This is a genomic window from Cupriavidus necator (assembly GCF_016127575.1).
In the GTDB taxonomy this organism is placed as follows: Bacteria; Pseudomonadota; Gammaproteobacteria; order Burkholderiales; family Burkholderiaceae; genus Cupriavidus; species Cupriavidus necator_D.
Genome location: NZ_CP066019.1, coordinates 2,353,911 through 2,379,422, shown reverse-complemented (window position 1 = coordinate 2,379,422; position 25,512 = coordinate 2,353,911). Strand labels below are relative to the sequence as shown.

The window sequence follows — 25,512 nt, the reverse complement described above, 5'->3', positions numbered from 1 at the left end:
GGGCCGGCCCTACTTGACGAAGCGCCGCGCCAGCCGGGCCAGCCGCGGCACGGTTTCCGGGCGCAGCAGGCGCGCGTCGTAGCCGGCCATGCGCCGGTCGTTCTCGGCCAGGCACAGGTCGATCATCGCGCCCGGCGTCAGGGCTTCGCCCAGCGCCGCCGAGCCGTTCATGGTGAAGTTGGCGTCCTGGGCCACGCCGTCGGTGTCGATGCCGCGCGCGATGCCGATGCGCTCCCAGACCAGGAAGGCCCACACCCGCGCCACCTTCAGCGCAAACAGCGGACGGCGCCACCACGGCAGGGTGCGCCGGTACCAGGCGGCCCAGTTGACGAAGAACAGGATATGCCGGCCTTCCTCCTGGATCACCGGCTCGAAGGTCTCGACCAGCTCGGCGGGGAAGAAGCCGGAGCGCCTGGCCGCGGCGAACAGGCCGAAGGCGAAGAAGCTGTCGATGCACTCGCTGTAGCCGGTAACCAGCCAGCCCCATTCCGGATCGTCCGGGGGCGGGTAGTCAGGCTCGGGCGCGAGCGCGATGCCGTAGGCCTCGACCAGTTTCGACAGCACCACCTTGTGGCGCGCCTCTTCGCCGCCGTCCATTTCCAGCGCGATGCGCAGCAGCGGATCGCTGACGGTCTGGGCAAAGGTCTTGACTCGGATCGAGGCGCGGCCCTCGGTCTGCACGGCGATATCCCAGATCGGCAGCGAGGTGACGCGGTGCAGGGCCTCCGGCGACAGCTTCGGCCAGTCGATCACGGCGGGTTTGTAGGGGTTGTGGGTCTGCAGCAGCATATTGCAGAACATCTGCAGGTGCTGCGCGGAGCCGATGCGTACCGGCCCCGCGGTGGGGTCGGTCCAGTGGCGCATGGCATGGTCGGCCTGCTCGACGGCAGTGCGCGCGACCGTATCGGCAACCGCGATGGCGCGGGCCTCGGCATCGGCGGCGCTGTTGCGCGGCGGCGCAGCCGCCGCGTTGCCAGCAACCTCAGTGGTCTCGGACATTCGGCCCCCTGGCGTTGGATTGCCCGGGAGCCATTGTAGCGAGGCGCGCCGGCCGGCGCACCCCGCTGGCTACGGCAAGCTCAGGCGCGGTAGCTGACTGGCCCGCGCGAGCGCATGTCCAGCGCGTAGTAGCACACCGTCAGCAGCACCAGCCAGCCCGGGCCCACGTACAGCGCCACGCGGGTCTCCGGGAAGTAGGCCATCAGCGCCACCACCAGCGCCAGGAAGGCCAGCGCGATGTAGGAGCCATAGGGCCAGAACGGCATGCGGAAGGCCAGCGCCTTGCGCTCGGCCGCCGACAGGCTGCGGCGGAACTGGATCTGCGTGACCAGGATGATGGCCCAGGTCCAGACCGCGCCGAAGGTGGAAATCGCCGTCACCCAGACGAAGACCTGCTCGGGCACCAGGTAATTGAGCAGCACGCCGCACAGCAGCGCGGCGATCGACACCAGCAGCGCGCGGCGCGGCACGCCATTGCGGTCGACCTTGGCAAAGGCCTGCGGCGCCTGGCCCTGCTGCGCCAGGTTGTACAGCATGCGCCCGGTGCTGAAGATGCCGCCATTGCACGACGACAGCGCCGCGGTCAGCACCACGAAGTTGATGATGCCGGCGGCGGTCTTGATGCCCAGCCGCTCGAAAGTCAGCACGAAGGGGCTGCCCTGGGCGCCGATCTCGTTCCACGGGTACAGCGACAGGATCACGAACAGCGCACCCACGTAGAAGATCAGGATGCGCCAGAACACCGAGTTGATCGCGTCAGGGATCGACTTCTTCGGGTTGCGCGCCTCGCCGGCGGTCAGGCCGATCATCTCCACGCCGAGGTAGGCGAACATCACCATCTGCAGCGACATCAGCACGCCGGAGGCGCCGTTGGGCATGAAACCGCCGTGCGCCCACAGGTTCGAGATGCCGGTGGCGATACCGCCGTTGCCAAAGCCGAACACGATCATGGCGCCGCCGCCGATCAGCATCAGCACGATGGTGACGATCTTGATCATGGCGAACCAGAACTCGAACTCGCCATAGGCCTTGACCGCCATCAGGTTGACCGAGCCCATTGCCGCCAGCGCGGCCAGCGCCCAGATCCAGCGCGGCACGTCGGGGAACCACATGCCCATGTAGATGGCCACGGCGGTGATCTCCGCCACGCAGGTCACCAGCCACAGGAACCAGTAGTTCCAGCCGGTCAGGTAGCCGGCCAGCGGGCCCATGTGGTCCTGCGCGTAGCGGCAGAACGAGCCGGCCACCGGGTTGTGCACGGCCATTTCGCCCAGCGCGCGCATGATCAGGAAGATCACCGCGCCGCCGATCAGGTAGCCCAGCATGATGGCGGGGCCGGCCATCTTGATGGCATTGCCGGCGCCCAGGAACAGGCCCACGCCGATGGCCGAACCCAGCGCCATCAGCCGGATATGCCGTTCGCCCAGGCCGCGTTGCAGATGTTCTGCGCTTGCACTCATGTGTCGTTGTCTCCGTGTCATCAGAAAGGCCGCGCCGGCCTTCGTGGGGCCGGCGGGAGCAGCTATTTTCTCGTCCGCGGCGGGCCGTAAACGGAAAATAGCGGGCAGGTTAATCAGATAACGCGGGTATTTGTTGCTGAATTCGTGGTGAAAATCAGGAAAAATTGCTGACGACCTGAGCGGCGACACCCCCGCGCGCAATCGTGTGGCTCGATGGACTGAGTGCAGCCTTGCTATCCGTGTGCGGACACCCGCCCCGCCCCGGGCGGCTGCCCGAAGCGCCGCGTGAAGCTGCGCGAGGTGGTCTGGCGCAGTTCAGGCTGCGGCGGCGCCGTCGTAGGCGGGATAGTCCGTGTAGCCCTCGGCGCCGCCACCGTAGTGGTGCGCGCGGTCCGACGAGGCCAGCGGCCAGTTGTTCTCAAGCCGGGCAACCAGATCGGGGTTGGCGATGAACGGCTCGCCGAAGGCGGCAATGTCGATCAGGTCATCGGCAATCAGCTGCTCGGCGCGTGCGCGTGTCATGCCACCCGCAAGGATCAGCGCACCCGTGAAGCGACGTCGGAACCTTGCCAGGAAGTCGCCCGGCGTGGCCGAGCTGCCGCGCGTGCTCTGGTCCATGAGGTGGACGTAGGCGATATTCCGCTTCGAGAGCTCGTCGGCCAGATGGAGATAGGTCTGCTCCAGCTCAGGGTACTCGGCCATGTCGCCCAGTCCGCCATAGGGAGACAGGCGGATGGCCGTGCGATGCGCGCCGATCCGGGCTGCCACGGCGTCGATGGCAGCCAGTACAAAGCGGGTACGGCCTTCCAGCGTGTCGCCACGGAATTCGTCGGTGCGGTCGTTCACCGTCGGGTTCAGGAACTGTTCGATCAGGTAGCCATTGGCACCGTGAAGTTCCACGCCGTCGAAGCCGGCGGCGATCGCATTGGCCGCGGCTTCCGCGAAATCGGCGATTACGCCGTAGACCTCACCGCTGGCCAGCGCGCGCGGCGCGGATACATCGACCGCACCGGGCGTGCCGTCGGCGGTATAGCCCCAGGCCTTGGTGTTCTTCGCAACCTGGTCGGTTGCGCTGACCGGCTGGATGCCGCCAGGCTGGATCGAGACGTGGCTCACCCGGCCGACGTGCCAGAGCTGCGTGAAGATCGTTCCGCGCTTCGCATGCACCGCGTCGGTCACCTTGCGCCAGCCTTCAACCTGTTGCGGCGTGTAGAGGCCCGGATTGAACAGGAATCCCTGCGCGCTGGGCGAGATCACCGTGCCTTCGGTCACGATCAGGCCGGCGTCGGCACGCTGGCCGTAGTAGAGCGCGTTGAGATCGTTGGGCACCCCGTCCGGGTTGCGCGAACGGGTCAGCGGCGCCATGGCGATCCGGTTGGATAGCGTTTGCTCGGCCATGGCAAAGGGCTTGAAGAGGGGGCTCATTTGTGCTCCAGGGAATGGGTTTCGATGGAGCGCAGTTTGCCCGGTTCATCTTTGCAGATTAAGCCGTGTATCGGTCAAATACTTTTGATCTGGCATCAAATATGAAAACTAGCTCTCGAACGGCTTCTGGCCAAGCACCTTGACCACATACTCGACAAAGCAGGTGATGCGGGACGCCAACGCGGTGTTGCGATAGTAGACCGCGTTGATCGACTGGCGCACATCGAGGGTCTGTTTCGCAAACAGCTGCACCAGCCGCCCGTCTTGCCGATCGTCGCGCGTCATGAAGTCCGACAGGCAGGCAATGCCCTGGCCGTTCAGGGCCAGGCTCCGGAGGGTCTCGCCGCTGGACGAGGCGATGGTTGGCTTGATATGCAGCACGCTGCCGTCGTCGTCGCGCAGCGGCCAGTCGTTCAGCGATTCCGGCTGCGTGAAGCCCAGCAGCGCATGCTGCGCGAGCTGCGCCGGCTTGGTGGGCGTGCCGTGGCGCTTCAGGTAGCCGGGACTGGCCAGGATGCGGATTCGGCTGGTGCCGATGGGGCGCGCATGCAGCGTTGAGTCCTTCAGCTGGCCGATGCGGAACGCCACATCGGTGCGCTTTTCGATCAGGTCGATGATGCCTTCGTTCGAGTTGAGTTCCAGTTCCACTTCCGGGTAGCTGGCGCGAAAGCCCTCCAGCAGCGGCACGATCACATGCAGCATGAACGGCGTTGCCGCATCCACCCGCAAGCGCCCAACCGGCCGCAGGCGGCGCGCCGCGATCTGCTCTTCCGCCTCGTCAACCATCGCCAGGATGGCGCGGGCGTGTTCCAGGAATGCCGCCCCTTCCTCGGTCAGCTCCAGCCGCCGCGTGGTTCGCCGCAGCAGCGTGGTCTGCAGTTTCTCCTCCAGCCGGCCCAGGGTGCGGCTGGCGGCGGAGACCGTCAGCTTGAGCTGCTCGGCGGCCGCCGTGATCGAGCCGGTGTCCACCACGGCGGCAAAGGCCAGCAGTTCGTCGATGGTCGTCTTCATTATTGATTTCAAATCAAATGAATTTCCCTTATACACGGCTTTATCCGCAAAGGTAAGGGCGGCAAACTGCGTGCATTCGAGTTTCCTTCATAGGAGTTGCACCATGAGCGTTCCTTCATTTGGTGTCGGGACTTTCCGCCTGACCGGCCAGGCCGTGATCGATTCGGTGCGCAACGCGCTGGACCTGGGCTATCGCGCCGTCGATACGGCACAGATCTACGGCAACGAGGCCGACGTCGGCCAGGCTATCGCCAAGGCCGGCGTGAAGCGCGATGAACTGTTTGTGACCACCAAGATCTGGACGGCGAACTACGCCGCCGGCAAGCTTGTGCCGAGCCTGCGCGAAAGCCTGGACAAGCTGCGCACCGACTACGTCGACCTGACCCTGATCCACTGGCCGGCGCCGGGCAATGGCGTGGCGCTGCCCGAATACATGGCGGCGCTGGCCGAAGCCAAGGCGCTGGGCCTGACGCGGCAGATTGGTGTTTCCAACTTCAATATCGCACTGACGAAGCAGGCGCTCGATGCGGTTGGCAAGGGCGAAATCGCCACCAACCAGATCGAACTGAGCCCCTATCTGCAGAACCACAAGCTCGCCGCGTTCCTGAAGGAGCAGGGCATCGCCGTGACGTCGTACATGACGCTGGCCTACGGCAAGGTGCTGAAGGACCCGGTGCTGGCGCAGATCGCGAACAAGCACCGCGCCACCGTCGCGCAGGTTGCGCTGGCATGGGCGCTGCAACTCGGCTATGCGGTGATTCCATCGTCGACCAGGCGCGAGAACCTGGCCAGCAACCTGCTGGCGCGCGACCTGAAGCTCGACGCCGACGACATGGCCCAGATCGCCGCGCTGGAGCGCAACGGCCGCGAGGTCAGCCCCGAGGGCCTGGCCCCGGCCTGGGACTGAGGAGGCCATGATGTCCGATACACACGATCCGCTGTTCCAGCCGCATTCGCTGGGTGCCCTCACGCTGCCCAATCGCATCGTGATGCCGCCGATGACGCGTTCGCGCGCAAGCCAGCCCGACGACGTGCCGAACGAACTGATGGCCGAGTACTACGCGCAACGCGCCAGCGCCGGCCTGATCGTCAGCGAGGGCACCTGGATTTCGCCGCTCGGCAAGGGCTATGCGTGGACGCCCGGCATCCACACGCCGGCGCAGGTCGCCGGCTGGCGCAAGGTCACCGCTGCCGTGCATGAAGCGGGCGGTCGCATCTTCGCGCAGCTCTGGCACGTGGGCCGCCTGAGCCATGTCAGTCTGCTCGATGGCCACGCACCGGTGTCGTCGTCCGCCATCCCGGCGCACGGTGTGAACGTGTTCGTCGCCGATCAGGATGGCAAGCCGGGCTTCGTGCAGGCATCCCACCCGCGCGCGCTCAAGGTGGAAGAGATCCACGCCATCGTCGACGAATTCCGCCAGGCCGCGCGCAACGCGATGGCGGCCGGCTTCGACGGTGTGGAACTGCACGCGGCCAACGGCTATCTGGTCAACCAGTTCATCGACTCGGAAGCCAACAACCGTACCGACGAATATGGCGGCTCGCTAGAAAACCGCCTGCGGTTCCTGGGCGAGGTGACGCAGGCGCTGATCGAGGGCACGGCCAGCAAGGACCGGGTCGGTATCCGCCTGGCGCCGCTGACCACGCTCAATGGCTGCGTCGACGCCGATCCGGAAACCACCTATGCGGCCGCGGCAAAGCTGCTCGGCGAGCTGGGCGTGGGCTACATCCATATCGCCGAGGCCGACTGGGACGATGCACCGCATATGCCCGCCGCATTCAAGCAGCGGCTGCGCGAGGTGTATCGGGGCACGCTGATCTACGCCGGCAAGTACACCGCGGAACGTGCGCAGGCCGCGCTGAACGAGGGATGGGCCGATCTGATTGCCTTCGGCCGGCCGTTCGTGGCCAACCCCGACCTGCCGGAGCGCCTGCGCGCTGGCGCGACGCTCAACCCCCATGACCGCGACACGCTGTTTGGTGGTGGCGCACGCGGGCTGACCGACTATCCCGCACTGGCCGCCAGGGCGGCCTGAGTGGAAATCAGGAGATTCAGAATGTAAACACTGGCGCAAATCGCCGCTGGCGGCGAAATCGTCATCAACGGCATGCCGCCACGACGTCGCGCATGTCCGCGCTGTCCAGCCCTTCGGTAAATGCGCCGCGGATCTGGTCCAGCAGTTGCCTGGCCGGCTCGGGCCTGCCCTGGCGTTGCCAGAGCCGTGCAAGGCTCAGTGAGGCCCGCAACTCCAGCGACCTGGCATTCTGCTTGCGGGCTACCGTGATCGCCTGGTGAAAACACGCTTGCGCGTCATCTTCAGACAGAAGGCCATCAGAACGGCAGCCGTGAAGGATCATCTCGCCCTTGACCCGATGCCACTCAGCTTCGCAATAGTGCTCACCGGTCCTTTGCACCGCGTCTTGCGCTTCGGCTAGCGCGTCCAGGGCTGAATCCACCTGTCCCATGCGTGCGTAGATCTGCGCCAACAGTTGCTGGAAGTGCGAATGCCCCAGCGCCGCGCCGGTAGCGTGGTACGCCGCCAGCCCCTGGCGCATCTGCGCGATGCCTTGCTCATGCTGCCCTTGCTCGGCCAGGGCCCAACCGCGCAGGAAGGTCGACCAGGCAAGCCACACGGGGAAGCCCTGCTCGCTTGAGAGCGCGATGGCCGCGTCGGCGCACTCGAGCGTGAGCCTTGGGTCGCAGCGGAATTGGTGCAGCTCGGCCGCCAGGCAGAGGCCATGCGCGAGACTGAAGGGATGGCACAGCTGCCGGGCCAGCGTGAGCGAACTCTGTGCTCGCTTGCAGGCCTGGTCCGGATAGCCGAGATTCCACAGGACCAATGCCGAAAAGGATAGCGCCCGTGACTCCGGGTCGACGCCATGCATATTCACATGGACGTGATCCGGTTTGGCGCCATAGAGGGCGAGCGCATCTCGCAGGTGGCCATCGGAGGCCCTGAACTTCCCGCAGTAATACAAGGTCGTGGCGAGCGAGACATGGGCCTCGCCCAATAGCTCCGGGTCCTGCGTCTTCCTGGCCTGGGCAAGCAGTTGCTTGCCCAGCTTGTAAGCCTTGCGATGCTCGGCGCGCAGGGAGAAATACGTGCGCAGGCCGACCAGCGTGGGAAAAAGCTGCGGGGTCTCCCCGACCTCGCCGCACAGCGCCAGGGCACGGCTGTAAGTGGTTTCGACCTCGGACGAGGCAAAGCCCCTGGCGGCGATCAGCGCCGGCCCGATGGCAAGGCGCAGCGTGAGTTCCTGGCGGGCGCGTTCGGGCGAATCGGGCTGGCGCTGGAGCAATTCCAGCGCGGCATTCAGGTGGCGGATCGCTTCGTGGTACGCGGAGCGCTGCACTGCCTGCTGGCCGGTGCACTGCAGGTACTCGACGGCCTTCGGTTCATTGCCGCTCAGGCTGTAGTGCCGGGCCAGCTCGCTGTAGTGATCCTTCAGCTGATGCTGGAACAGGGCTTCGATTGCCTGCGCCGTGCGTTGGTGCAGCGCGGTGCGCTCCTCGGTCAGCAGCGAGCTGCCGGCGACTTCCTGGGTCAGCGCATGCTTGAACATGTACTCCGTATCCGGGAATGCGGGCCGCTCGTAGATGAATTCGCCGGCCTCCAGCCTGGCCAGCAGCGGCTGCAACTGTTCCTCCGGCTGGGAGACCACGCGCTGGATCAGGCTCAGGGAAAACTCCTTGCCGATCACGGCAAGGCTCTGCAGCAAGTCTTTCTCGGGGCGGGGCAGCCGGTCGATGCGGGCGGCCAGTACGCCCTGGACCGTGGTGGGAATATGCAGCGCGATCGGGGTCTGCTCGATCCGGTAGTGGCCAGGTTCGCCGAGCAGGGCCTTCTCCTCGGACAAGGTCTGCACCACTTCCTCCATGAAGAATGGATTGCCCTCGGTCTTGTCCAGGATGAGCCGCTTGAGCGGCATCAGCGCGGGATCGTCGCCAAGCAGCGCGGCGAGCAGTTCCTGGGCCTCGGCCTGGCCCAGCGGATCGAGCCGTAGCTCGGTGTAACGGTCCGGCTGATGTCGGCCATGCTGGTACTCGGGCCGATAGTTGAGCAGCAGCAGGATCCTGGCACCTGGCAGGTGGCTGGCGAGGACATCCAGGAACGCCTCGGTCTCGCTGTCCAGCCATTGCAGGTCCTCGAAGATCAACTCGAGCGGCTGGTTGTGGCTCTCTCGGACCAGCAGGCGCGTGATTGCGTCGAAGGTGCGCTGGCGCCGGATGCGGGGATCCATGTTCGGCAATGCCGAACCCGGCTCGCTGATACCCAGCAGGAAAAGCAGGTAAGGCAGCAGCTCTTCCAGTGTGCGGTCCAGCATCAGCATCCTGCCGGCGACCTTCTCGCGGCACCTGCGCTCATCATCGAGCGGCTCGATCTGGAAATAATTCTTCACCAGGTCGATCAGCGGCAGGTACGCGAACGACTTGCCGTGCGACACCGAGAAGGTCTCAAGCACCATGCAGCCGCGCTGCGACAGCACCTTGAACTCATGGAACAGCCGTGACTTGCCGACCCCGGCCTCGCCGACCACGCCCACGATCTGCCCGTGTCCCGCCTTGGCCCGCTCCAGCGCGTCACGCAATTGCGCCAGCTCACCCTCGCGGCCTACGAACTGCGCCAGGCCGCGGCGTTGCGCCACCTGCAGGCGCGTGCGCAACACGCCCAGGCGCAGCACTTCATACACGGCAAGCGGCTCCCTAATGCCCTTCACCTGGGTTGCGCCCAGGGCCTTGAAGTCGAAATACCCCTCCGTCAGCCTGCAGGTCGCCTCGCTGACCAGAATGGACGACGGCGTGGCGATGCTTTCCATCCGCGAGGCAATGTTGATCGTGTGTCCTACCGGATCGTAGTCGGTATGCAGGTCGTCGCGGCGGATGGACCGCACCACCACCTCGCCGGTGTGGATGCCCACCCGGATCTGGAGCGGTATGCCTTGCTCCAGGCGGATGCGGTCGCCGTGGCGGCGCATCGCTTCCTGCATCCGCAGCGCCGCATACAGCGCGCGCTGCGGGTGGTCTTCATGCGCGATGGGCGCACCGAACAGGGCCAGTATGCCGTCGCCCAGCGACTTGGCGACATAGCCTTCGTAGTGGTGCACGGCCTCCATCATCAGCGCGATCACGGGATCGATCAGGCGGCGCGCTTCTTCCGGGTCCAGGTCGTGGATCAGCGCCGTGGAACCCGCCATGTCGGCGAACAGCGCCGTGATGGTCTTGCGCTCGCCGGCGGTCGCGCCCCTGGCTTCCATCGCCGCCTGCTGCGCCAGGATGCGTTCGACCAGGTGGCGTGGGGTGTAGTCGATGGGAGCGGGCGCCGCCGTCAGCTGGTTTTCATCGGAAGGGCCGACAGTGGGTAAGGCCAGCGATGCGCCGCATGCGGTACAAAACCTGTCGGCCGAACCCGAGTCGTGGCCACAGTGCGGGCAGCGTCGGCCCAGTCGTGATCCGCAATCCTTGCAGAACCTCGCGTCAGGAGGGTTCTCGGATCCGCAGTTTGTGCAGTGCATACAGACCTCGTCACTTCAGGTCCCTTCTCTTGATGATTAGACGCTTTCTCCACTTTGGGATCAATGGGCGGCTGCTTGGCCGTGTTTTTCAGGTTCGGCTTCAATTCGAACATTTCACGGACCTGGAACCCAAGACCCGCTCAGTATCCTCGCCGAGACGAGGGGCAGGCTTATAGATGGAAGCAGGCGACCTGGAGAACAGGGCCGTCGGGCGGGTGGTTACCACGTCGCCTTCGGTGGGGTGCGTCATGGTCTGGAACAGCCCGGTGCTTTGTACCTGGGGATGGGTCTGGATGGTGTGGATGGAATACATTTCCGCGACCGGGATATCCATCTCGCGGCACACGTCCATCATCTCTTTTGTGGTGTACCGCGCGGTGATGTTGCGCAGCTCCGCATAGATCGCCTGGATGTTCTTGTTGCGCTCGATCCGGCTGCTGATGTTGAACTGTTCGATGAATTCGCCGCGCCCGAAGCGGTGAAAGAAGGCCTTCCAGTGCTGCTCCGTATAGGGCAGCAGGGCGATGTACCCGTCCTTGGTGGGCGAGGGCTTGCGGCCGCCCTTGAGCAGGCGCGCATAGCCGGCGTCGCCAATGGGCGGCTGAAAGCCGTGGCCGCCCAGATGCTCCGTCATCGTGAAGGCGACCATTGTCTCGAACATCGGCACTTCGACGTACTGGCCTTCGCCGGTGCGGACCTTGTGGACGATCGCGCCCAGGATGGCGTTGGCCGTGGCCAGGCCCGCGATCTTGTCGGCCAGCAGGGTGGGCGGGTAGTCAGGGACGCCGCTTTCGTGTCCCACCAGATGGGCCAGGCCGCAGGCGCCCTGGATGATGTCGTCGAATGCGGGCTGGCCGGCAAAGGCGCCGCCCTCGCCAAAGTCGGTGGCGGCGCAGTAGACGATGCCCGGGTTGATCTGCGCCACCGAATCGTAGCCGAACCCCAGCCGCTCGATCGCCTTGATGCGGATGTTGTGCACCAGCACGTCGCAGCGGCCGATCAGCTGGCGTAGCTGTGCCTTGCCTTCTTCCGCCTTGAGGTCGATGCACACCGAACTCTTGTTGCGGTTGATATTCATGAAGGTGGAACTCATGCCGGGCGTGCGGCTCACGCCGTTTGCACGCATCAGGTCGCCCTCGGGAGGTTCTACCTTGATCACCTCGGCGCCATAGTCCGCCAGCACCTGGGTGGCGACGGGACCCAGTACCACCGCGGTCAGATCCAGCACGCGGATACCGGCAAGAGGGCCTCGGGGAGCGGTGGCGTCCGGCTTCTTCTGGTCGTTCGTCATGTCGCTTGCGTTCATGGTTGCCTCGCTTCTCATCGTTATTACCTAGAGCAGATTCGTTGTATCCACTCTATAGTGTTGCTTGTTCGCAAGCAAGTAAGGATAAACATGGATACTTTGCACGTCACGGTCGGGGACCTGCCACCCGAATGCGAGGCGCTCCGGGAGGAGGCAAGAGCCTTTGCCAGGGAGCACATCACAAAGTATTCACGCGTCGAGCGGGCATACAACTGGGCCGGCCGCGACCCGGATTTCTCCAGGAAGATGGGCGAAAAGGGGTGGCTCGGCATGACCTGGCCAACCGACATCGGCGGCGGCGGAAAGAGCATGCTGGAGCGCTATGTGATGCTGGAGGAACTGCTGGCCGTAGGTGCCCCGATGGGCGCGCACTGGGCCGCCGACCGCCAGATGGGGCCGCTGCTCATCCGCTACAGCCGCGACCAGCTTGCTCCCAAAATCATCCCGCAGATCCGCCGGGGCGAGGCGTTCATTTGCATCGGCATGAGCGAGCCGGACTCGGGCTCGGACCTCGCTTCCATCCGGACCCGCGGCACCAAGGTCGAAGGCGGCTGGAAGATCAACGGCCGCAAGGTGTGGACCTCGGGCGCGCACCATGCGCACTACATGGTGGCCCTGGTGCGCACCAGGGAACGTGGCGATGACCGCCACGCCGGCATGAGCCAGATCTTCATCGAGATGGACCGCCCCGGCGTGACGGTGCGGCCCATCGTCTCGCAGCTCGGCACGCGCATCTTCAACGAAGTGATCCTCGACGACGTGTTCGTGCCCGATGACCACCTGGTGGGCGAGGAGGGCAAGGGCTGGAGCCAGGTGATCAATGAACTGAAGTACGAGCGATCGGGCGCGGAGCGCTTCCTGAGCAGCACGCAACTGCTGCTGGAGATGCTCGATGCGGCGCAGGCAGGCAACCGTCAGCAGGCCGTGGCCATCGGCAAGGTGATCGCGCGCTATGCCACCTTGCGCCAGATGTCGCAGGGCATCGCACTGATGATGGCCGAGGGGCAGGACCCGTCGCTGGCCGCCTCCATCGTCAAGGACCAGGGGGCGCTGCTGGAGCAGTCGCTGCCCGACATTGCCTACGAGGTATTCCCCGACAGACTGGGGGATGGAAGCGAGTTCGACCAGGTGCTGAACCTGGTGACGCTGGCGGCGCCATCGTTCTCACTGCGAGGGGGCACGAGAGAGATTTTGCGCGGAATTATTGCGAAAGGACTGGGGCTGCGATGAGCGACAACATGATTGAAGAAACCGTCAAGCGACTGCTGGCCAACGAGGTGAGCCGCGAGCTGCTGACCGCTGTCGAGACCGGTGAATTTGCCGGCGCACTGTGGCAAGCCATCGCCGACGCCGGCATGACCAAGATTCTCTGCCGCGAGGCGCATGGCGGCATCGAGGCCTCGTGGCCGGAAGCGTTGTCCCTGTTCTACCAGGTCGGCTATACCCAGGCGCCGGTGCCGCTGTCGCAGGCGGTGGTGGGGCAGTACCTGGCATCGCGCAGCGGGCTGGACCTGGCGGCCGGCAGCGTGATTGCGCTGGCCGCCGGCGCGCAGACGCGGGCACTGGCACTGACCGGCAATGAGGCGGGGACGCCCGCCACCCTCACCGGCACGATGACAGCGGTGAAGTGGGCGCGCCATGCCCATTGGCTGGTGGTGGAGGCGGCAGGCCACGTCTGCCTGGTGGATGCCAAGGGGACTGGCGTGCGGGTGGAGCCAAAGGCCGATGCCGCATCGCTGCCGGCCGACACGGTGGTGCTTGACCATGCCCCCGTGGCGCATGTGCTGCCTGCTGGCATTTCCGGGCTGAGCCGGCCGCTGGAAGTGTTCTACGCCGCCACCACCGCCGCGCAGCTGACCGGCGCGCTGGATTACGCGCTGGACCTGGCGGTGCAGTATGTGAAGGACCGCGTGCAGTTTGGCAAGCCCATCGGCAAGAACCAGGCTATCCAGCAGCAGATTGCCGTGCTGGCCGGCGAAGTGGCCTGCAGCTACGCGGCTGCGGCCACCGCACTGCGCGATCTGCCCGCCATGCAGGAGGACAGCGCGCCCCAGGCTGAATTCAGCGCCGCGGTCGCCAAGGTGACGGCCAGCGACGCGGTGCGCACGGGTGCCTCGATTGCGCACCAGGTGCATGGCGCCATTGGCTTTACCTACGAATACCCGCTGAACTTTGCCACGCGGCGCCTGTGGGCCTGGCGTGCCGAGGCCGGCAGCAGCACCGAATGGGCAGAGCGCCTCGGCCAGGCGTTCATCCAGGCAGGCTCGGACCAGTTCTGGCCGCACCTGACCGCGCGCACCCTGCCGTCGGCGGATGCCCCGGCAACGCCGGCTGACCACCAAGCCCAACCCACGCATGCAGAAAGGACCGCCACCCATGTCTGAGACGCCGAACCAGGCCATCCTGACCAGCCGCGACGGCCATGTTGCCATCATCGAGCTGAACCGCCCGCCGCACAATTTCTTTGATGTGGAGATGATTGCCCGGATTGCCGACGAGCTGGACCGGCTGCAGGCCGACAAGACCTGCCGTGCGGTGCTGCTGCAGGCGGGCGGCAGCGCGTTCTGCGCGGGGGCGGATTTTTCGCGGCGCAATGGCGCGGAGGGGCGCAGCGCCTCGCGCATTAATCCCATCTATCTGGAGGCACTGCGCATCTTCAGTTTCAGCAAGCCGATTGTGGCCGCCATCGAGGGCGCGGCCGTGGGTGGCGGCCTTGGCCTGGCGCTCGCGGCGGACTTCCGGGTGTCATGCGCAAAGGCCCGGTTTTCGGCCAACTTCAACCGGCTCGGGATTCACCCTGGCTTCGCGCTCTCTTACACCCTGCCGGCGCTGATCGGCAAGCAGATGGCGGCGTGGTTGCTGTACACCGGCGCCCGCGTAGATGGCGCCCGCGCCAGTGAGCTGGGGCTGGTGGACTTCATCGTCCCCGAGGCGGAGGTGCGCACCGCCGCGATGGCACTGGCCCGGGAAATGGCCACTTCATCGCCGCGTGCGTTGCAGTCCACCCGCCAAACCTTGAAGGCGGACTCGCTCAGCCACATCCGCAACGCCATCTCGCGCGAGAGCGCGGAGCAGGCTACCCAGTTTGCGGGGCCGGACATGGCCGAGGGCGTGAAGGCCATGGCCGAAAGGCGGCTGCCGGTCTTTGAAGACTGAATCCGGCCAAGGCCAAACCATTTCGATATACAGGAGACAAGCACCATGCAACGGAGACAATTTGGCGCCACGCTGCTGGCGGGCGCGGCAGCGTTGGGTTTCCCCTACATCGCCCGGGCGCAGGGCAAGGCGATTCGCGTCATCGTGCCCTTCACGGCGGGCAGCGGCTCGGACGAGGGCGCGCGCTTTTACGCGGAGCTGATCGGCAAGGCGCTGGGACGCTCCATCGTGGTCGAGAACAAGCCGGGGGCCAGCGGCCTCATCGCCGTGCGCACTGTGCTGGCGGAGCCGGCGGACGGCAACACCATCCTGCTGGGCAGCAACTCGCTGATCGCGGTGAACCCGGTGATGGTGAAGGACCTGGGCTACGACCCGTTCAAGGACCTGGTGCCGCTGCACGGCCTGGCGATCTCCGCCGCCGCTTTTGTGGCCGGCAACGATTCACCCTACAACAGCATTGCGGATGTGGTGGCCCGCTACAAGGCCACGGGCAACCCGATCTCGATCGGCAATTATTCCGAAGGCTATCGCCTGGTAGGCGAGTGGCTGGCGCAGGTAACGGGTATCAAGACCACGCCCGTGCCGTACAAGGGCGGAGCGCCCATGGTGACGGACCTGATCGGCAACCGGCTGGACATCGCCCTCAACGACATCACCGGCATCGCCCCCATGGAAAAGGCCAAGAAGCTCCGCGTGCTCGCGATTACCGGCGGGGCGCGCGACAAGCTGTTGCCGAATGTCCCGACGATGAAGGAACTGGGCTATGCGGACTTTGAATCCTACGTGTGGTCGTCCTTCTCGATGAAGGCCGGCACCCCGCAGGACAAGCTCAAGGAGCTTGCCGCAGCGATTTCCGCCGCGCAAGGGACCGAGGCGGCAAAGGCATACCAGTCCAAGCGCGCGGGTACCTTTTTGAAGAAGGCGCTCGGCGAATTGGGGGAATTCCAGCGTGCGGAATACCTGCGCTTCAAGGGTGTGGCGGAAAAAGCCAATATCCGGCCGAGTTGAGCGCCTGGCCTTACTGCTGCGCCGGAAACTGCGCACGCAGGGCCTTGTGTCGACGCAGTTCTGAAAAGTGGCCCGTTCGCTTCGGTACAATTTGGGCGCCGTGCAGCTCCGCGTGAACAGACCCATATCCTGTTCAACGCAGCCACAACGGCGCCATGGACCATTACCACTGCTTCGAGACATAGCCGGCCGATCCATGCATCGGTCGGCGCGCCGCAGGCGACATATCGCTCACTACCTATGAAACAGCAAACCAGTCGCACCCAGGAGCAACGGCGTGAGGAGTCTGTCAGCCGTATGGTGCAGGCCGCAATCGAGCTGATTTCTGAAAAAGGCCTCGCCGGGCTGACGATGAATGAAGTCGGCACCAAGGCGGGCTATAGCCGCGGCCTGGCGCACAATCACTTCGGCTCCAAGGAAAAGCTGCTGGAGGAATGTCTGGAACAGCTCTCGCGTGAATTCAATGCCCAGCGCAAGAAGGACGGCAGCGATACCCGCGGCATTCACGGCATCTATTCGCTGGTGGACGCCTACACCCAGCGGCCGGAAAACGCGGTCAACAGTATCCGCGCGATGTTTTTCATCGTGCTTGACTCGTCCGTTGCCGACTCGCCGCTGCATGGCTTTGTCCACGACTACAACGAAAAGAACATGGCCTACGTCGAGTACAAGCTCAACGAGGCGAAGACCCTTGGGCAGATCCGGGCGGACGTGGACACAAAATCCGCGGCCTTCATCCTGATGAGCCTGCTGCGCGGTATCTCCGTGCACCGCCTGAACCGGGCTTCCATGGACCCTGCAGCCGTGAAGGCGGAGATCCTGCGGATGATCGGGGAGTGGTTGCTATAGAAGAACCATCGTCATGGCGAGGCTGAGGGTGGGCTGAGGGCACCGGCGCCTCGGTCCGCGACGCCCTGCGCCGGCACTCGAGCGAGACCGGCGAGACGGTGCTGCTGGGCCGCCAGAGCGGCAAATAGGCTGCAATACCTGTCCGTCATTGCTGTTGCCGGATGCCGTTAAAAAGCCCGGGACGGTTTCTGCCAGGGCCAAGACACTCGCCGCAGGCATAAGTTCTGAGCCGAGGCCCGGCAGTGCCGCGAAGCGACCGACGTTCAGTGCATGGACGCGTTCGCTTCACTGTCGATCTGCTTGCGCAAAGTCGCGAAGCGCCTCTCCACATTGGCGCCGAATAGCGGATCGGCACTGGCCGGATCGATGGCGGCGACCTCCGCCCAGTCCGCTTCGGTCAGGAACCGGGCGGCGCGCGGCATGACCTGTTTCTCCTCGGTGGACAGATGGTTGCGGTAGTACACCAGGTACATGGCGGCGGCCGCTTCCAGTGCCGCTCGCGAGGTGACCACCTCGCTCTGGGCTTCACGCAGGCGGTCGAGCAATTCCGCGCCGACTGTGGCGATCACGCGATGTTCCTGCAGTAACCGGCTGATGATGATCCGCGTGCCGGGATCCCGGTCCACGAGCAGCGCGTAGGCAACATCCTCACGGGGGTGGTGCACGCAATCGCCATAGTTGCGCAGGTATTGGATGATCGTGGCCATCAGGCCGTAGTCGGGCTGCTCGCCCTGATGGAAGGTGCTGACCTGCTTTTCCAGCAGGTCGAGCATTGAGGCGAAATGGATATGGTCGGTATGCCAGGCGGCAAGCGGTGTCGGGCCCGGGGTGGAAAGCGCGGCGGAAGGTGAAGTTGGAAGCGAGGTGGCTAGTGGGGTGGCCATGGCGCCCTCCTGGGAAACTGGGCAAGCAGACCGTTGAGTCCGATGCGATATCGGGACTCGCGGGGCCCTATTGACACAATAGCTTCCCTGCATGATCTGAGTCTGACGCAGATCAATGCGGCGCTAAGCGCTCGGATCTCGCAAGGGGCGGAAGCCTTATACGCCGCACGTTCAACCTGCGCCGCCCTCTAACTCGCCTCGACGCGAGAGGGTCACCACGGTTAGTCCGGTGCCAGAATCGACTACCGCGCAGGCAGGCTAGCCGCGTGCGGCCGCCCGCCACGCCCCGGGCGGCTGCCCGAAGCGCCGCGTGAAGCTGCGCGTGAAGGTGGTCTGGTCCGGGTAGCCTGACGCCAGCGCGATCTCGGCCAGCGGCAGCGTGGATTGCGTCAGCAGCTGCAGCGCGCGGTCCAGCCGCAGCCGGGTCTGGTAGCGGTGCGGGGTATCGCCGAAGGCCTCGGCAAACAGGGTCTGGAAGCGCCGCACGCTCCAGCCGAAATGCCCGGCGACTTCCGCCACGCGCAGTGGCGCGGCCAGGTTGGCGCGCAGGTAGGCATCAACGGCCATCAGCGGGAATACCTGCTCGTCGCCGGGCATGCCGAGGCAGTCCGCCAGCGCCGCGGCCAGCGTTGCCGCCAGGTGCCAGTCGGTCTGCGGCCCGCGTGCTGCTGCGGCGGCGCGCCATGCCGCCAGCGCGCGCACGCGGCTGCCGAAGGCGCCGTCCAGCGGGAACGTGCGCGGGCGCGTCATCAGCCGCGCGGGCAGTGCCACCGAGCGCGCCGGGAAGTCCGCCACCAGCTGCAGGTTGCCGTCCAAGCCCAGGAATTCATGATGGCTGCCGGCCGGCACGATCAGGCCGGTGCGGTCGTCCACGCGATAGACGTGGCCGTCGATCTCCAGCTCGGTGGCGCCGGCCAGACCGAACAGCAACTGGTGGTAGCCGTGCTGGTGGCCGTCAGGCTGCGGGCGGTAGCGCCGATGCTCGACCAGCGGCGAGGCTTGGGGTTCAGCGGGCTTCGGCATGCCGCAACCTGCCAGGGGTCTGGCACAGCCAGACGCCCGCGCCGGCCACCGCCATGCCCAGCGCCTGCACCGCATCCAGCCGTTCGCCGAACAGCAGCCAGGCCTGCAGCGCGGCCAGCGGCGGCGCCAGGAACATCAGCGCCGCGGCATTGGCGGCCTGGCCACGCCGCACCAGGCTGACCAGCAGCCAGGTGCCGGCGCCCGACAGGCCGATCGCCGCCCATGCCAGTCCGGCCCACAGCGCCACGCCACCATGCCAGTGCAGCGGCGCGTCGGCGGCCTGGATCGCCACCATCGCGGCGGCTACCAGCATGGCGCCCAGGTTCTGCCAGGCGGAACTGGCGCGCAAGTCACAGGCGGCGATGGCGGGTTTCTGCAAGAGGGTTCCCATGGTGATGGAGACAATGGCCAGCACGCCCAGCAGCACGATCCAGGGCGACAGGGCCGACGCGGCCGGGTGAATGCCGGCCTGCATCGCCGGGGCGACCACCAGCGCGACGCCGAGCGCACCCAGCGCCAGGCCCTGCCACGTCCGCCTGGAAGGTAGCTCCTTCAGCAGGGGGATGGCAAGCAGCGCGGTCAGCAGCGGCTGCAGCGCGCCTAGCAGAGCCATGATCGTCGGCGGCAGGCCCCTGGCCACGGCGCCGTAGCCGGCGCACAGGTAGATGCCCTGCATCAGCGCGCCTGCCAGCAGGTGGCGCGGCGCCTCGCGCAGCGGCGGCCAGGCCGCGCGCGCCGCCAGCGACCAGGCCACGAACATTAGCGCCGCCACGGCAAAGCGGCCCAGCAGGAACAGGCTGGTATCGGCCAGCGGCACGATGGCCTTGCCGACGATAAAGCCGGTGGACCAGATCAGGACAAAGCCAACGGTGGGCAGCCAGGCGGCAGCGGACAGGGGGCGCGACATGCAAGCAGGCGTTTCCGCCGGGGGCGGGATCGGAGGGACAGAGCGCAAGGCTAGCCAGGCAGCGCGCCGCTGTCTTGGCAAATCCGGCAATCGGCGTGCTGAAAGCACTGGTAACACTCCGGCGGCGCCTCCGGGTCAACCAATGTGCGCTTGCCACGTAACATAGTGATGTTGATCGAACAGGGCGAGGAGCAAGGCATGAATCCGGCGCAGCATTCGAGACAATCCGGCCGGGGCGCGCTCGCCGCCTGGCGGGCCGCCGCGGCACTGGCACTGGCAGCGTGCCTGGCCGCCTGCGCCCAGGTGCCGGCCGAGGCTGGCGGCAGCACCGCCGCCACCGACCTGCGCTGGCTCAACACTGTCACCTACGGCGCTGACCAGACCACCCTTGGCGACCTGCGCCGGCTGGGCCGCAAGGGCTTCCTCGACCAGCAACTGACGCTGCCGCTGGCCGATCCGCCCGAACTGGCGGCCGTCATCGCAGCCTTGCCCAACCTGCAGGCCGATGCCGCCGCGCAGATCCAGTCCGCACGCGACGCCCGCCAGCGCATCGACGCGCTGCCCGACGACAGCAAGCAGCAGGCCCGCCAGGCGCTGAACGCGCAGGGCCGCGAGATCGTGGCCGATGCCGCGCGGCGCCACCTGCTGCGCGCGCTGTATTCTCCGGCGCAGCTGCGCGAGCAAATGACGTGGTTCTGGATGAACCATTTCAACGTCTACTCGGGCAAGGGCCAGGTCCGGCTGCTGCTGGCCGACTACGAAGAGCGCGCCATCCGCCCGCACGCGCTGGGCCGCTTCCGCGACCTGCTGATGGCCAGCGTGACCGCGCCGGCCATGCTGGTCTACCTCGACAACACCCAGAGCAGCGCCAACCGCATCAACGAGAACTACGCGCGCGAGCTGATGGAGCTGCATACCATGGGCGTATCGGGCGGCCCCAGCGGCTCCCGCTACACCCAGCAGGACGTGCAGGAGCTGGCGCGCGTGCTGACCGGCGTGGGCGTCAACCTGCGCGGCACGCCGCTGCCGCGGCTGCCGCCGGCGCGCGCGGGGCTGTACCGCAGTGAGGGTTTGTTCGAATTCAACCCCGCGCGCCATGACTTCGGTGCGAAGATGCTGCTGGGCCAGCGCATCGAGCCGGCCGGCTTCGACGAAGTGGCGCGAGCGGTGTCGATCCTGGCGCGCGAGCCGGCCACCGCGCGCTTTATCAGCGCCAAGCTGGCCGCCTATTTCATCGCCGACAACCCGCCGCCGGCGCTGGTCGAGCGCATGGCGCAGACCTTCACGTACACCGATGGCGATATCGCCGCGGTGCTGCGCACCTTGTTCCTGGCGCCGGAACTGGACCGGCAACTGGCGGCGCCCACGCGCAAGTTCAAGGATCCGATGGTCTATGTGGTGTCGTCGATGCGGCTCGCCTATGAAGGTCGTCCCGTGACCAACCTGCGCCCGGTGATGAACTGGCTGAACCAGCTCGGCGAGCCGCTCTACGGCCACGTGGCGCCGGACGGCTATCCATCGTCGGAAAGCGCGTGGGCCAGCTCGGGCCAGATGGTGCGGCGCTTCGAGATCGCGCGCGCGATCGGCTCGGGGCCGGCGGGATTGTTTGCCGGCGATGACGCGAGGCCGCGCGGCGCGCGCTTTCCGATGATCGGCAACAAGCTGTACTTCGACACCATCGAAGCCACCCTTGGCCCCGCCACGCGCGCCGCGCTGGGCCAGGCGGAATCGCAGGCCGAATGGAATACCGTGCTGCTCGGGTCGCCCGAGTGGATGCAGCGCTGACAGGGAGCAGACCATGCAACGCCGACAATGGCTGAAAACGATGGGCGGCGCCACGCTGGGGCTGGCCCTGCCCGCCATCGCCTCGCGTGTCTATGCGCTGCCGGCGCGGGCCGATGCGCGCTTCCTGCTGGTGTTCCTGCGCGGCGGCTATGACGGCACCAGCGCGCTGGTGCCGGCCGGCAGTGATTTCTATTACGCCGCGCGGCCCAATATCGCCATTCGCCGCCCGCCCGCGGCCGGTGCGGACGCTGACCCCAACGCGGCAGTGGCGCTGGCGCCGGCTTTTGCCGCCGACAGCGCCGCGCGCGGCATCGGCGACTGGGCGCTGCACCCGGCATTGGCCGCGACCATGCTGCCGCTATGGCAGCGCGGCCAGTTGGCCTTCGTGCCGTTCGCCGGCACGCACGACCTGTCGCGCAGCCACTTCGAGACCCAGGACGGGATCGAGGCCGGCTTGCCCGGCGAAGGCGAGGACCGCAAGTCCGTGGCCGCGCTGCGCGGCAGCGGCTTCCTGAACCGCCTGGCGCAGGCCATGGGCGGGCAGGCCGCGCCCGTGGCCTTCACCGACGGCCTGCCGATGGTGCTGTCCGGTCCGCGCGACGTGCCCAATGTCTCGCTCAAGGGCAGCGGCCGCGCCCCGTTCGATGCGCGCCAGGCGAAGCTGCTGGCGCAGATGTACCGTGGCACGCGTTTCGAATCGCTGATCGATGAAGGCTTCGAGCTGCGCGAAACGGTGGCGCGCCAGGCGCAGCCGCAGCCCGGCATGTCAGGCAACGACGCCGGCACCATGGCCGCGCGCATGCAGGAAATGCAGGCCGCCAACCGCCGCTCGCTCAGCGCGCGCGGATTCGAGGTCGAGGCCCGGCGCATGGCGGGCTTGATGCGCGAGCGCTTCAACCTGGGCTTTATCGACGTGGGTGGCTGGGACACCCACGTCAACCAGGGCGGCGCACAGGGGCAACTGGCCGGCCTGCTCGACAACCTCGGCCGCGGCCTGTCTGCTTTCGCCGCCGAGATGGGTCCTGTGTGGGACAAGACCACCGTGGTGGTGCTGTCCGAGTTCGGCCGCACCTTCCGCGAGAACGGCACGCGCGGCACCGACCACGGCCACGGCACCGTCTACTGGGTCGCGGGCGGCACCGTGCGTGGCGGCCGCATCATTGGTGAGCAGGTAGCGGTGGAACAAGCCACGCTCAACCAGAACCGCGACTGGCCGGTGCGCAATGAGTACCGGGCGGTGCTGGGCGGGGTCTTCCGCAGGCTGTACGGGCTCGATGAGGCGCGGCTGGCGCAGGTGTTTCCGGGGGTGCGGGGGCGGGATATCGGGTTGGTGTAGCCCCCGCGCCGCGCTGTCCGGAGGGGCGTTCAGTTGCTGCCGTTGGCTGGGGTGATGATGGTTGGCGCGAGGGGCGTGATGGGCGCTGGGGGCGCAGGCGGTGCGGGCGGATTTGCGGAAGCCGGGGAGGCAGGGGCGGCGTTAGGCGCTGGTTCGGCCTGAGGGGGTGGCGCAACCGGAGCGCTGCCCGCGCTCATGTCCTGCGGCACCGCAATCACCGTCTCCCCCCGATCCAGCGCCAGGCTGGACTCATCCGGGCCGACATCCACCGCGGCAGACGATGCCGCGCCGGCCGGCGGCGCGACCTCGGCCTCCGGCGTGGGCAGCGCCGGCCGACGCGGTGCCGGGCGCGGCGCCGGGGTCTCGCTGGCCTTGTCGCGCGTGAACAGCTGGCTGAACCAGCCGCGCAGCTGCGTTCCCAGCGATGCGAACAGGCTGGTCTCTTCGTGCTCGGCAAAGCGCGCGCGGCCGTCGACGATGCGCGAGCGCAGCGCGCGCTGGTAGAAGTCGCCCACCATCGGCAGCGCGCTGTGCGCGCCCTGGCCCCAGTAGTCGCTGCGCAGCGTGACGCGGCTGTCGTTGAAGCCGACCCAGGCGCCCGCCACCAGTTCCGGATGCATCAGGATGAACCAGCCGTCGGCATTGTCCTGGGTGGTGCCGGTCTTGCCGGCCACGTCGGCGCGGATGCCGAAGCGCGAGCGGATGCTGGCGCCGGTGCCGCGGTCGATCACGTCGCGCATCACGTCGAGCAGGGTTTGCGTGGTGGCGGCGGGCAGCGCGTGCTCGGCGCGCGCCGGCCGGAACACCTGCAGCACATTGCCCTGGCGGTCTTCAATGCGCGTCACCATGGTGGGCGCGATGTAGTCGCCGGCGTTGGCGATGGTGCCGTAGGCGGCCACCATCTCCTTGAGCGTGACCGGGCTGGTGCCCAGCGCCAGCGACGGCACCACGTCGAGCTGGCTGTCGCGCACGCCCATGTCGCGCGCCAGCCGCGCCACGCGCGTCGGCCCCACTTCGTGCATCAGCTGCGCGGTGATGGTGTTGCGCGAATAGACCAGGCCGTCGCGCAGCGTCATGGCGCGGCCGGTGGGGCGGCCTTCATCGGTGGGGCGCCAGACCTCGCCGCCAGCCAGTTCGATTTCCACCGGCTGGTCCACCAGCGTGTCGTCGGGGGTCTTGCCTTCTTCAAAGGCCGCGCCGTAGACAAAGGGCTTGAAGGTCGAGCCCGGCTGGCGGCGCGCCTGCTGCACGTGGTCGAACGCGTCCTGGGTGTAGTCGCGGCTGCCGACCCAGGCGCGGATCTCGCCGTTGCGCGGATCGATGGCCATGAAGCCCGCCTGGATGCGCGTCTTCTGCTGGTGCAGCGCGCGCATGAAGGCATGGTCGGACATCAGATGGCGCAGCGCCTCTTCCGGCGCGGTGCCGGCGGCGATGGCGGCACGGTACTCCGGGGTTTCGCGCACGAAGGCCTGCACCAGCGGCAGGTTGGCGGCCCAGCCCGCGCGCGGCGCCCAGGCCGCGTTGGCGATGGCCTGCAGCCGGTTGCCCTGCTGCACCACGGCCTGCGTGGCCATGGCCTGCAGGCGGGCGTCGATGGTGGTATGCACCACCAGGCCGTCGGCGTAGATGTCGTAGCCATTGCGGTCGGCCCAGCCGATCAGCCACTTGCGCAGCTGCTGCGCGAAATGTGGCGCGGGGCCTGGCGGCTCGGTCTGGCGCTCGAAGTCGATGCGCAGCGGGCGCTTCTTCAGCTGCTCGTAGCGCGCCGCATCCAGCTTGCCGCGCTTGACCATCTGGCCCAGCACGATATTGCGCCGGTCGAGCGCGCGCTCGGGGTTGAGCACCGGGTTGTAGTAGCTGTTGCCCTTGAGCATGCCGATCAGCGTGGCGCTCTGCAGCACGTCGAGCGAGCGCGCCGGGCGGTCGAAGTAGGTGCGCGCCGCCATCTCGATGCCGAACGCGTTGTACAGGAACGGCACGGTGTTGAGATAGGTCTCGAGGATCTCGTCCTTGGTATAGAGCGCCTCAATCTTCAGCGCGGTGATGGCTTCCTTGAGCTTGCGCGTCAGCGTGGGCGCGCGGCCAATTTCATCGGGATAGAGGTTGCGGGCCAGCTGCTGGGTGATGGTGGACCCGCCCTGGCGGTCGCCGGAGAAGGTATGCACCGCGGCCGAGGCCAGCCTGCGCCAATCCAGCCCGTGGTGGTGGTAGAAGCGGTGGTCTTCGGTGGAGATCAGCGCAGCCACCACATTGGGTGAAATCTGCGACAGCGGCACCCAGTCGCGGTTGGCCCACTTGAACACCGCCAGCTCCTTGCCGTCGGCGGACAGCACCTGGGCCGGCTGCTCGGACTTGGCCTTGCGGATATCGCTGATGCCCGGCGTGAACGGGATCAGGACCAGCACATAGAGCAGGAGGGCCGCCGGGATGGCGGCCAGGCCCACCAGCACGCCGCGCCGCGTGGGGCGCAGCGACCCGGGCCGGGTCAGGCCGGCGCGTGCAAGGCGCGCGGCCATGCCTGACAGGCGTTGCTGGAGGGGGGCAGGCAATGAAGCCTGCAGCGAGGCGAGCAGCGGGGCAAGCCGGGTCTTGATCTCAGCCAGCCTCATGAGGCGAAGCGGTCGAGGCACAGGCACATGGCGGCACGGGGCACTGGCATTACCGTCGTCGGAAAAGCATGCATCGTACCAAAACGTTCCCCTTGGTTACAGGGAAAACCCCCATTTGGGGCTATCCGTCACTTCCTGCTACGAAGCATGGGTCACAAAGGTTACATATTGCGCCGCGACAATGCCGAGGCCGCAACTTGTGCGGACGATGCGCCGTTGCCGGGTTGCCCGGCTGGACCT

At 66.8% G+C, this 25,512-nt stretch carries 19 protein-coding genes; 9 read left to right on the top strand and 10 right to left on the bottom strand.

Going from position 1 to position 25,512, the window contains the following annotated elements:
* Positions 1-9: 9 nt before the first annotated feature.
* The 4 genes from I6H87_RS29680 to I6H87_RS29665 form a co-directional block, all read right to left on the bottom strand.
* Entirely contained in the window at positions 10-999 is a 990-nt protein-coding gene (locus I6H87_RS29680; protein ID WP_011617686.1) for a hypothetical protein, read from the bottom strand.
* A gap of 80 nt (positions 1,000-1,079) precedes the next feature.
* Positions 1,080-2,459, bottom strand: a complete 1,380-nt coding sequence (locus I6H87_RS29675; protein ID WP_010810971.1) for an amino acid permease — start codon at positions 2,457-2,459, stop codon at positions 1,080-1,082.
* A gap of 315 nt (positions 2,460-2,774) precedes the next feature.
* Positions 2,775-3,884, bottom strand: a complete 1,110-nt coding sequence (locus I6H87_RS29670) for an alkene reductase (protein WP_011617685.1) — start codon at positions 3,882-3,884, stop codon at positions 2,775-2,777.
* 108 nt (positions 3,885-3,992) lie between these two features.
* A complete protein-coding gene (locus I6H87_RS29665) occupies positions 3,993-4,895 on the bottom strand; it encodes a LysR family transcriptional regulator (protein WP_010810973.1) in 903 nt (300 codons plus the stop codon).
* Between the two features lie 103 nt (positions 4,896-4,998).
* Here I6H87_RS29665 and dkgB point away from each other — a divergent pair, with 103 nt between their 5' ends.
* The gene (dkgB, locus tag I6H87_RS29660; protein ID WP_011617684.1) at positions 4,999-5,802 is read left to right on the top strand and encodes a 2,5-didehydrogluconate reductase DkgB; all 804 of its coding nucleotides are present in this window, start codon (positions 4,999-5,001) and stop codon (positions 5,800-5,802) included.
* A 7-nt stretch (positions 5,803-5,809) separates the two neighbouring features.
* A complete protein-coding gene (locus tag I6H87_RS29655; protein ID WP_011617683.1) occupies positions 5,810-6,931 on the top strand; it encodes an alkene reductase in 1,122 nt (373 codons plus the stop codon).
* 64 nt (positions 6,932-6,995) lie between these two features.
* Here the strand turns inward: I6H87_RS29655 and I6H87_RS29650 are convergent, their stop codons facing one another.
* Positions 6,996-10,409 carry an adenylate/guanylate cyclase domain-containing protein gene (locus I6H87_RS29650; protein WP_011617682.1) on the bottom strand — a complete coding sequence of 1,138 codons (3,414 nt, stop codon included), beginning with the start codon at positions 10,407-10,409 and terminating at the stop codon, positions 6,996-6,998.
* Between the two features lie 100 nt (positions 10,410-10,509).
* Complete coding sequence (locus tag I6H87_RS29645; RefSeq protein ID WP_011617681.1) at positions 10,510-11,715, bottom strand: CaiB/BaiF CoA transferase family protein; 1,206 nt, start codon at positions 11,713-11,715, stop codon at positions 10,510-10,512.
* Positions 11,716-11,805: 90 nt separating this feature from the next.
* Between I6H87_RS29645 and I6H87_RS29640 the strand changes: the two genes are divergently transcribed.
* From I6H87_RS29640 to I6H87_RS29620, 5 genes are all read left to right on the top strand, one after another.
* On the top strand, positions 11,806-12,945 hold the full coding sequence (locus I6H87_RS29640; protein WP_011617680.1) for an acyl-CoA dehydrogenase family protein: 1,140 nt from the start codon (positions 11,806-11,808) through the stop codon (positions 12,943-12,945).
* An 8-nt stretch (positions 12,946-12,953) separates the two neighbouring features.
* Complete coding sequence (locus I6H87_RS29635) at positions 12,954-14,099, top strand: acyl-CoA dehydrogenase family protein (protein ID WP_231881461.1); 1,146 nt, start codon at positions 12,954-12,956, stop codon at positions 14,097-14,099.
* Entirely contained in the window at positions 14,071-14,871 is an 801-nt protein-coding gene (locus I6H87_RS29630) for an enoyl-CoA hydratase/isomerase family protein (protein ID WP_231881460.1), read from the top strand. The genes I6H87_RS29635 and I6H87_RS29630 overlap by 29 nt, the downstream gene beginning before the upstream one ends.
* 45 nt (positions 14,872-14,916) lie before the next feature.
* The gene (locus I6H87_RS29625; RefSeq protein WP_010810981.1) at positions 14,917-15,879 is read left to right on the top strand and encodes a tripartite tricarboxylate transporter substrate binding protein; all 963 of its coding nucleotides are present in this window, start codon (positions 14,917-14,919) and stop codon (positions 15,877-15,879) included.
* Between the two features lie 240 nt (positions 15,880-16,119).
* A complete protein-coding gene (locus I6H87_RS29620) occupies positions 16,120-16,728 on the top strand; it encodes a TetR/AcrR family transcriptional regulator (protein ID WP_231881459.1) in 609 nt (202 codons plus the stop codon).
* A gap of 263 nt (positions 16,729-16,991) precedes the next feature.
* Here the strand turns inward: I6H87_RS29620 and I6H87_RS29615 are convergent, their stop codons facing one another.
* The 3 genes from I6H87_RS29615 to I6H87_RS29605 all read right to left on the bottom strand — a co-directional run bounded on the left by I6H87_RS29615 (position 16,992) and on the right by I6H87_RS29605 (position 19,542).
* Positions 16,992-17,612: a hemerythrin domain-containing protein gene (locus tag I6H87_RS29615; RefSeq protein ID WP_011617678.1), complete on the bottom strand. Its 621-nt coding sequence runs from the start codon at positions 17,610-17,612 to the stop codon at positions 16,992-16,994.
* A 258-nt stretch (positions 17,613-17,870) separates the two neighbouring features.
* Positions 17,871-18,635: an AraC family transcriptional regulator gene (locus I6H87_RS29610; RefSeq protein ID WP_011617677.1), complete on the bottom strand. Its 765-nt coding sequence runs from the start codon at positions 18,633-18,635 to the stop codon at positions 17,871-17,873.
* Positions 18,619-19,542, bottom strand: a complete 924-nt coding sequence (locus I6H87_RS29605) for a DMT family transporter (RefSeq protein WP_010810985.1) — start codon at positions 19,540-19,542, stop codon at positions 18,619-18,621. Before I6H87_RS29605 ends, I6H87_RS29610 begins: the two co-directional genes overlap by 17 nt.
* A gap of 198 nt (positions 19,543-19,740) precedes the next feature.
* Here I6H87_RS29605 and I6H87_RS29600 point away from each other — a divergent pair, with 198 nt between their 5' ends.
* Both I6H87_RS29600 and I6H87_RS29595 read left to right on the top strand, forming a co-directional pair.
* Positions 19,741-21,327, top strand: a complete 1,587-nt coding sequence (locus I6H87_RS29600; RefSeq protein WP_011617676.1) for a DUF1800 domain-containing protein — start codon at positions 19,741-19,743, stop codon at positions 21,325-21,327.
* Positions 21,328-21,340: 13 nt separating this feature from the next.
* The gene (locus I6H87_RS29595; RefSeq protein ID WP_011617675.1) at positions 21,341-22,663 is read left to right on the top strand and encodes a DUF1501 domain-containing protein; all 1,323 of its coding nucleotides are present in this window, start codon (positions 21,341-21,343) and stop codon (positions 22,661-22,663) included.
* 29 nt (positions 22,664-22,692) lie between these two features.
* Here the strand turns inward: I6H87_RS29595 and I6H87_RS29590 are convergent, their stop codons facing one another.
* A complete protein-coding gene (locus I6H87_RS29590; protein WP_062804627.1) occupies positions 22,693-25,272 on the bottom strand; it encodes a penicillin-binding protein 1A in 2,580 nt (859 codons plus the stop codon).
* Between the last annotated feature and the right edge of the window lie 240 nt (positions 25,273-25,512).

Bases quoted from the DNA above. Each gene is read 5' to 3' on its own strand.
- I6H87_RS29635 (WP_231881461.1), top strand. From the start codon at position 12,954: ATGATTGAAGAAACCGTCAAGCGACTGCTGGCCAACGAGGTGAGCCGC.
- I6H87_RS29595 (WP_011617675.1), top strand. From the start codon at position 21,341: ATGCAACGCCGACAATGGCTGAAAACGATGGGCGGCGCCACGCTGGGG.
- I6H87_RS29625 (WP_010810981.1), top strand. From the start codon at position 14,917: ATGCAACGGAGACAATTTGGCGCCACGCTGCTGGCGGGCGCGGCAGCG.
- I6H87_RS29645 (WP_011617681.1), bottom strand. From the start codon at position 11,715: ATGAACGCAAGCGACATGACGAACGACCAGAAGAAGCCGGACGCCACC.
- I6H87_RS29680 (WP_011617686.1), bottom strand. From the start codon at position 999: ATGTCCGAGACCACTGAGGTTGCTGGCAACGCGGCGGCTGCGCCGCCG.
- I6H87_RS29615 (WP_011617678.1), bottom strand. From the start codon at position 17,612: ATGGCCACCCCACTAGCCACCTCGCTTCCAACTTCACCTTCCGCCGCG.
- I6H87_RS29610 (WP_011617677.1), bottom strand. From the start codon at position 18,635: ATGCCGAAGCCCGCTGAACCCCAAGCCTCGCCGCTGGTCGAGCATCGG.
- I6H87_RS29650 (WP_011617682.1), bottom strand. From the start codon at position 10,409: ATGCACTGCACAAACTGCGGATCCGAGAACCCTCCTGACGCGAGGTTC.
- I6H87_RS29630 (WP_231881460.1), top strand. From the start codon at position 14,071: ATGCAGAAAGGACCGCCACCCATGTCTGAGACGCCGAACCAGGCCATC.
- I6H87_RS29665 (WP_010810973.1), bottom strand. From the start codon at position 4,895: ATGAAGACGACCATCGACGAACTGCTGGCCTTTGCCGCCGTGGTGGAC.
- dkgB (WP_011617684.1), top strand. From the start codon at position 4,999: ATGAGCGTTCCTTCATTTGGTGTCGGGACTTTCCGCCTGACCGGCCAG.
- I6H87_RS29640 (WP_011617680.1), top strand. From the start codon at position 11,806: ATGGATACTTTGCACGTCACGGTCGGGGACCTGCCACCCGAATGCGAG.
- I6H87_RS29620 (WP_231881459.1), top strand. From the start codon at position 16,120: ATGAAACAGCAAACCAGTCGCACCCAGGAGCAACGGCGTGAGGAGTCT.
- I6H87_RS29655 (WP_011617683.1), top strand. From the start codon at position 5,810: ATGATGTCCGATACACACGATCCGCTGTTCCAGCCGCATTCGCTGGGT.
- I6H87_RS29670 (WP_011617685.1), bottom strand. From the start codon at position 3,884: ATGAGCCCCCTCTTCAAGCCCTTTGCCATGGCCGAGCAAACGCTATCC.
- I6H87_RS29605 (WP_010810985.1), bottom strand. From the start codon at position 19,542: ATGTCGCGCCCCCTGTCCGCTGCCGCCTGGCTGCCCACCGTTGGCTTT.
- I6H87_RS29675 (WP_010810971.1), bottom strand. From the start codon at position 2,459: ATGAGTGCAAGCGCAGAACATCTGCAACGCGGCCTGGGCGAACGGCAT.
- I6H87_RS29590 (WP_062804627.1), bottom strand. From the start codon at position 25,272: ATGAGGCTGGCTGAGATCAAGACCCGGCTTGCCCCGCTGCTCGCCTCG.
- I6H87_RS29600 (WP_011617676.1), top strand. From the start codon at position 19,741: ATGAATCCGGCGCAGCATTCGAGACAATCCGGCCGGGGCGCGCTCGCC.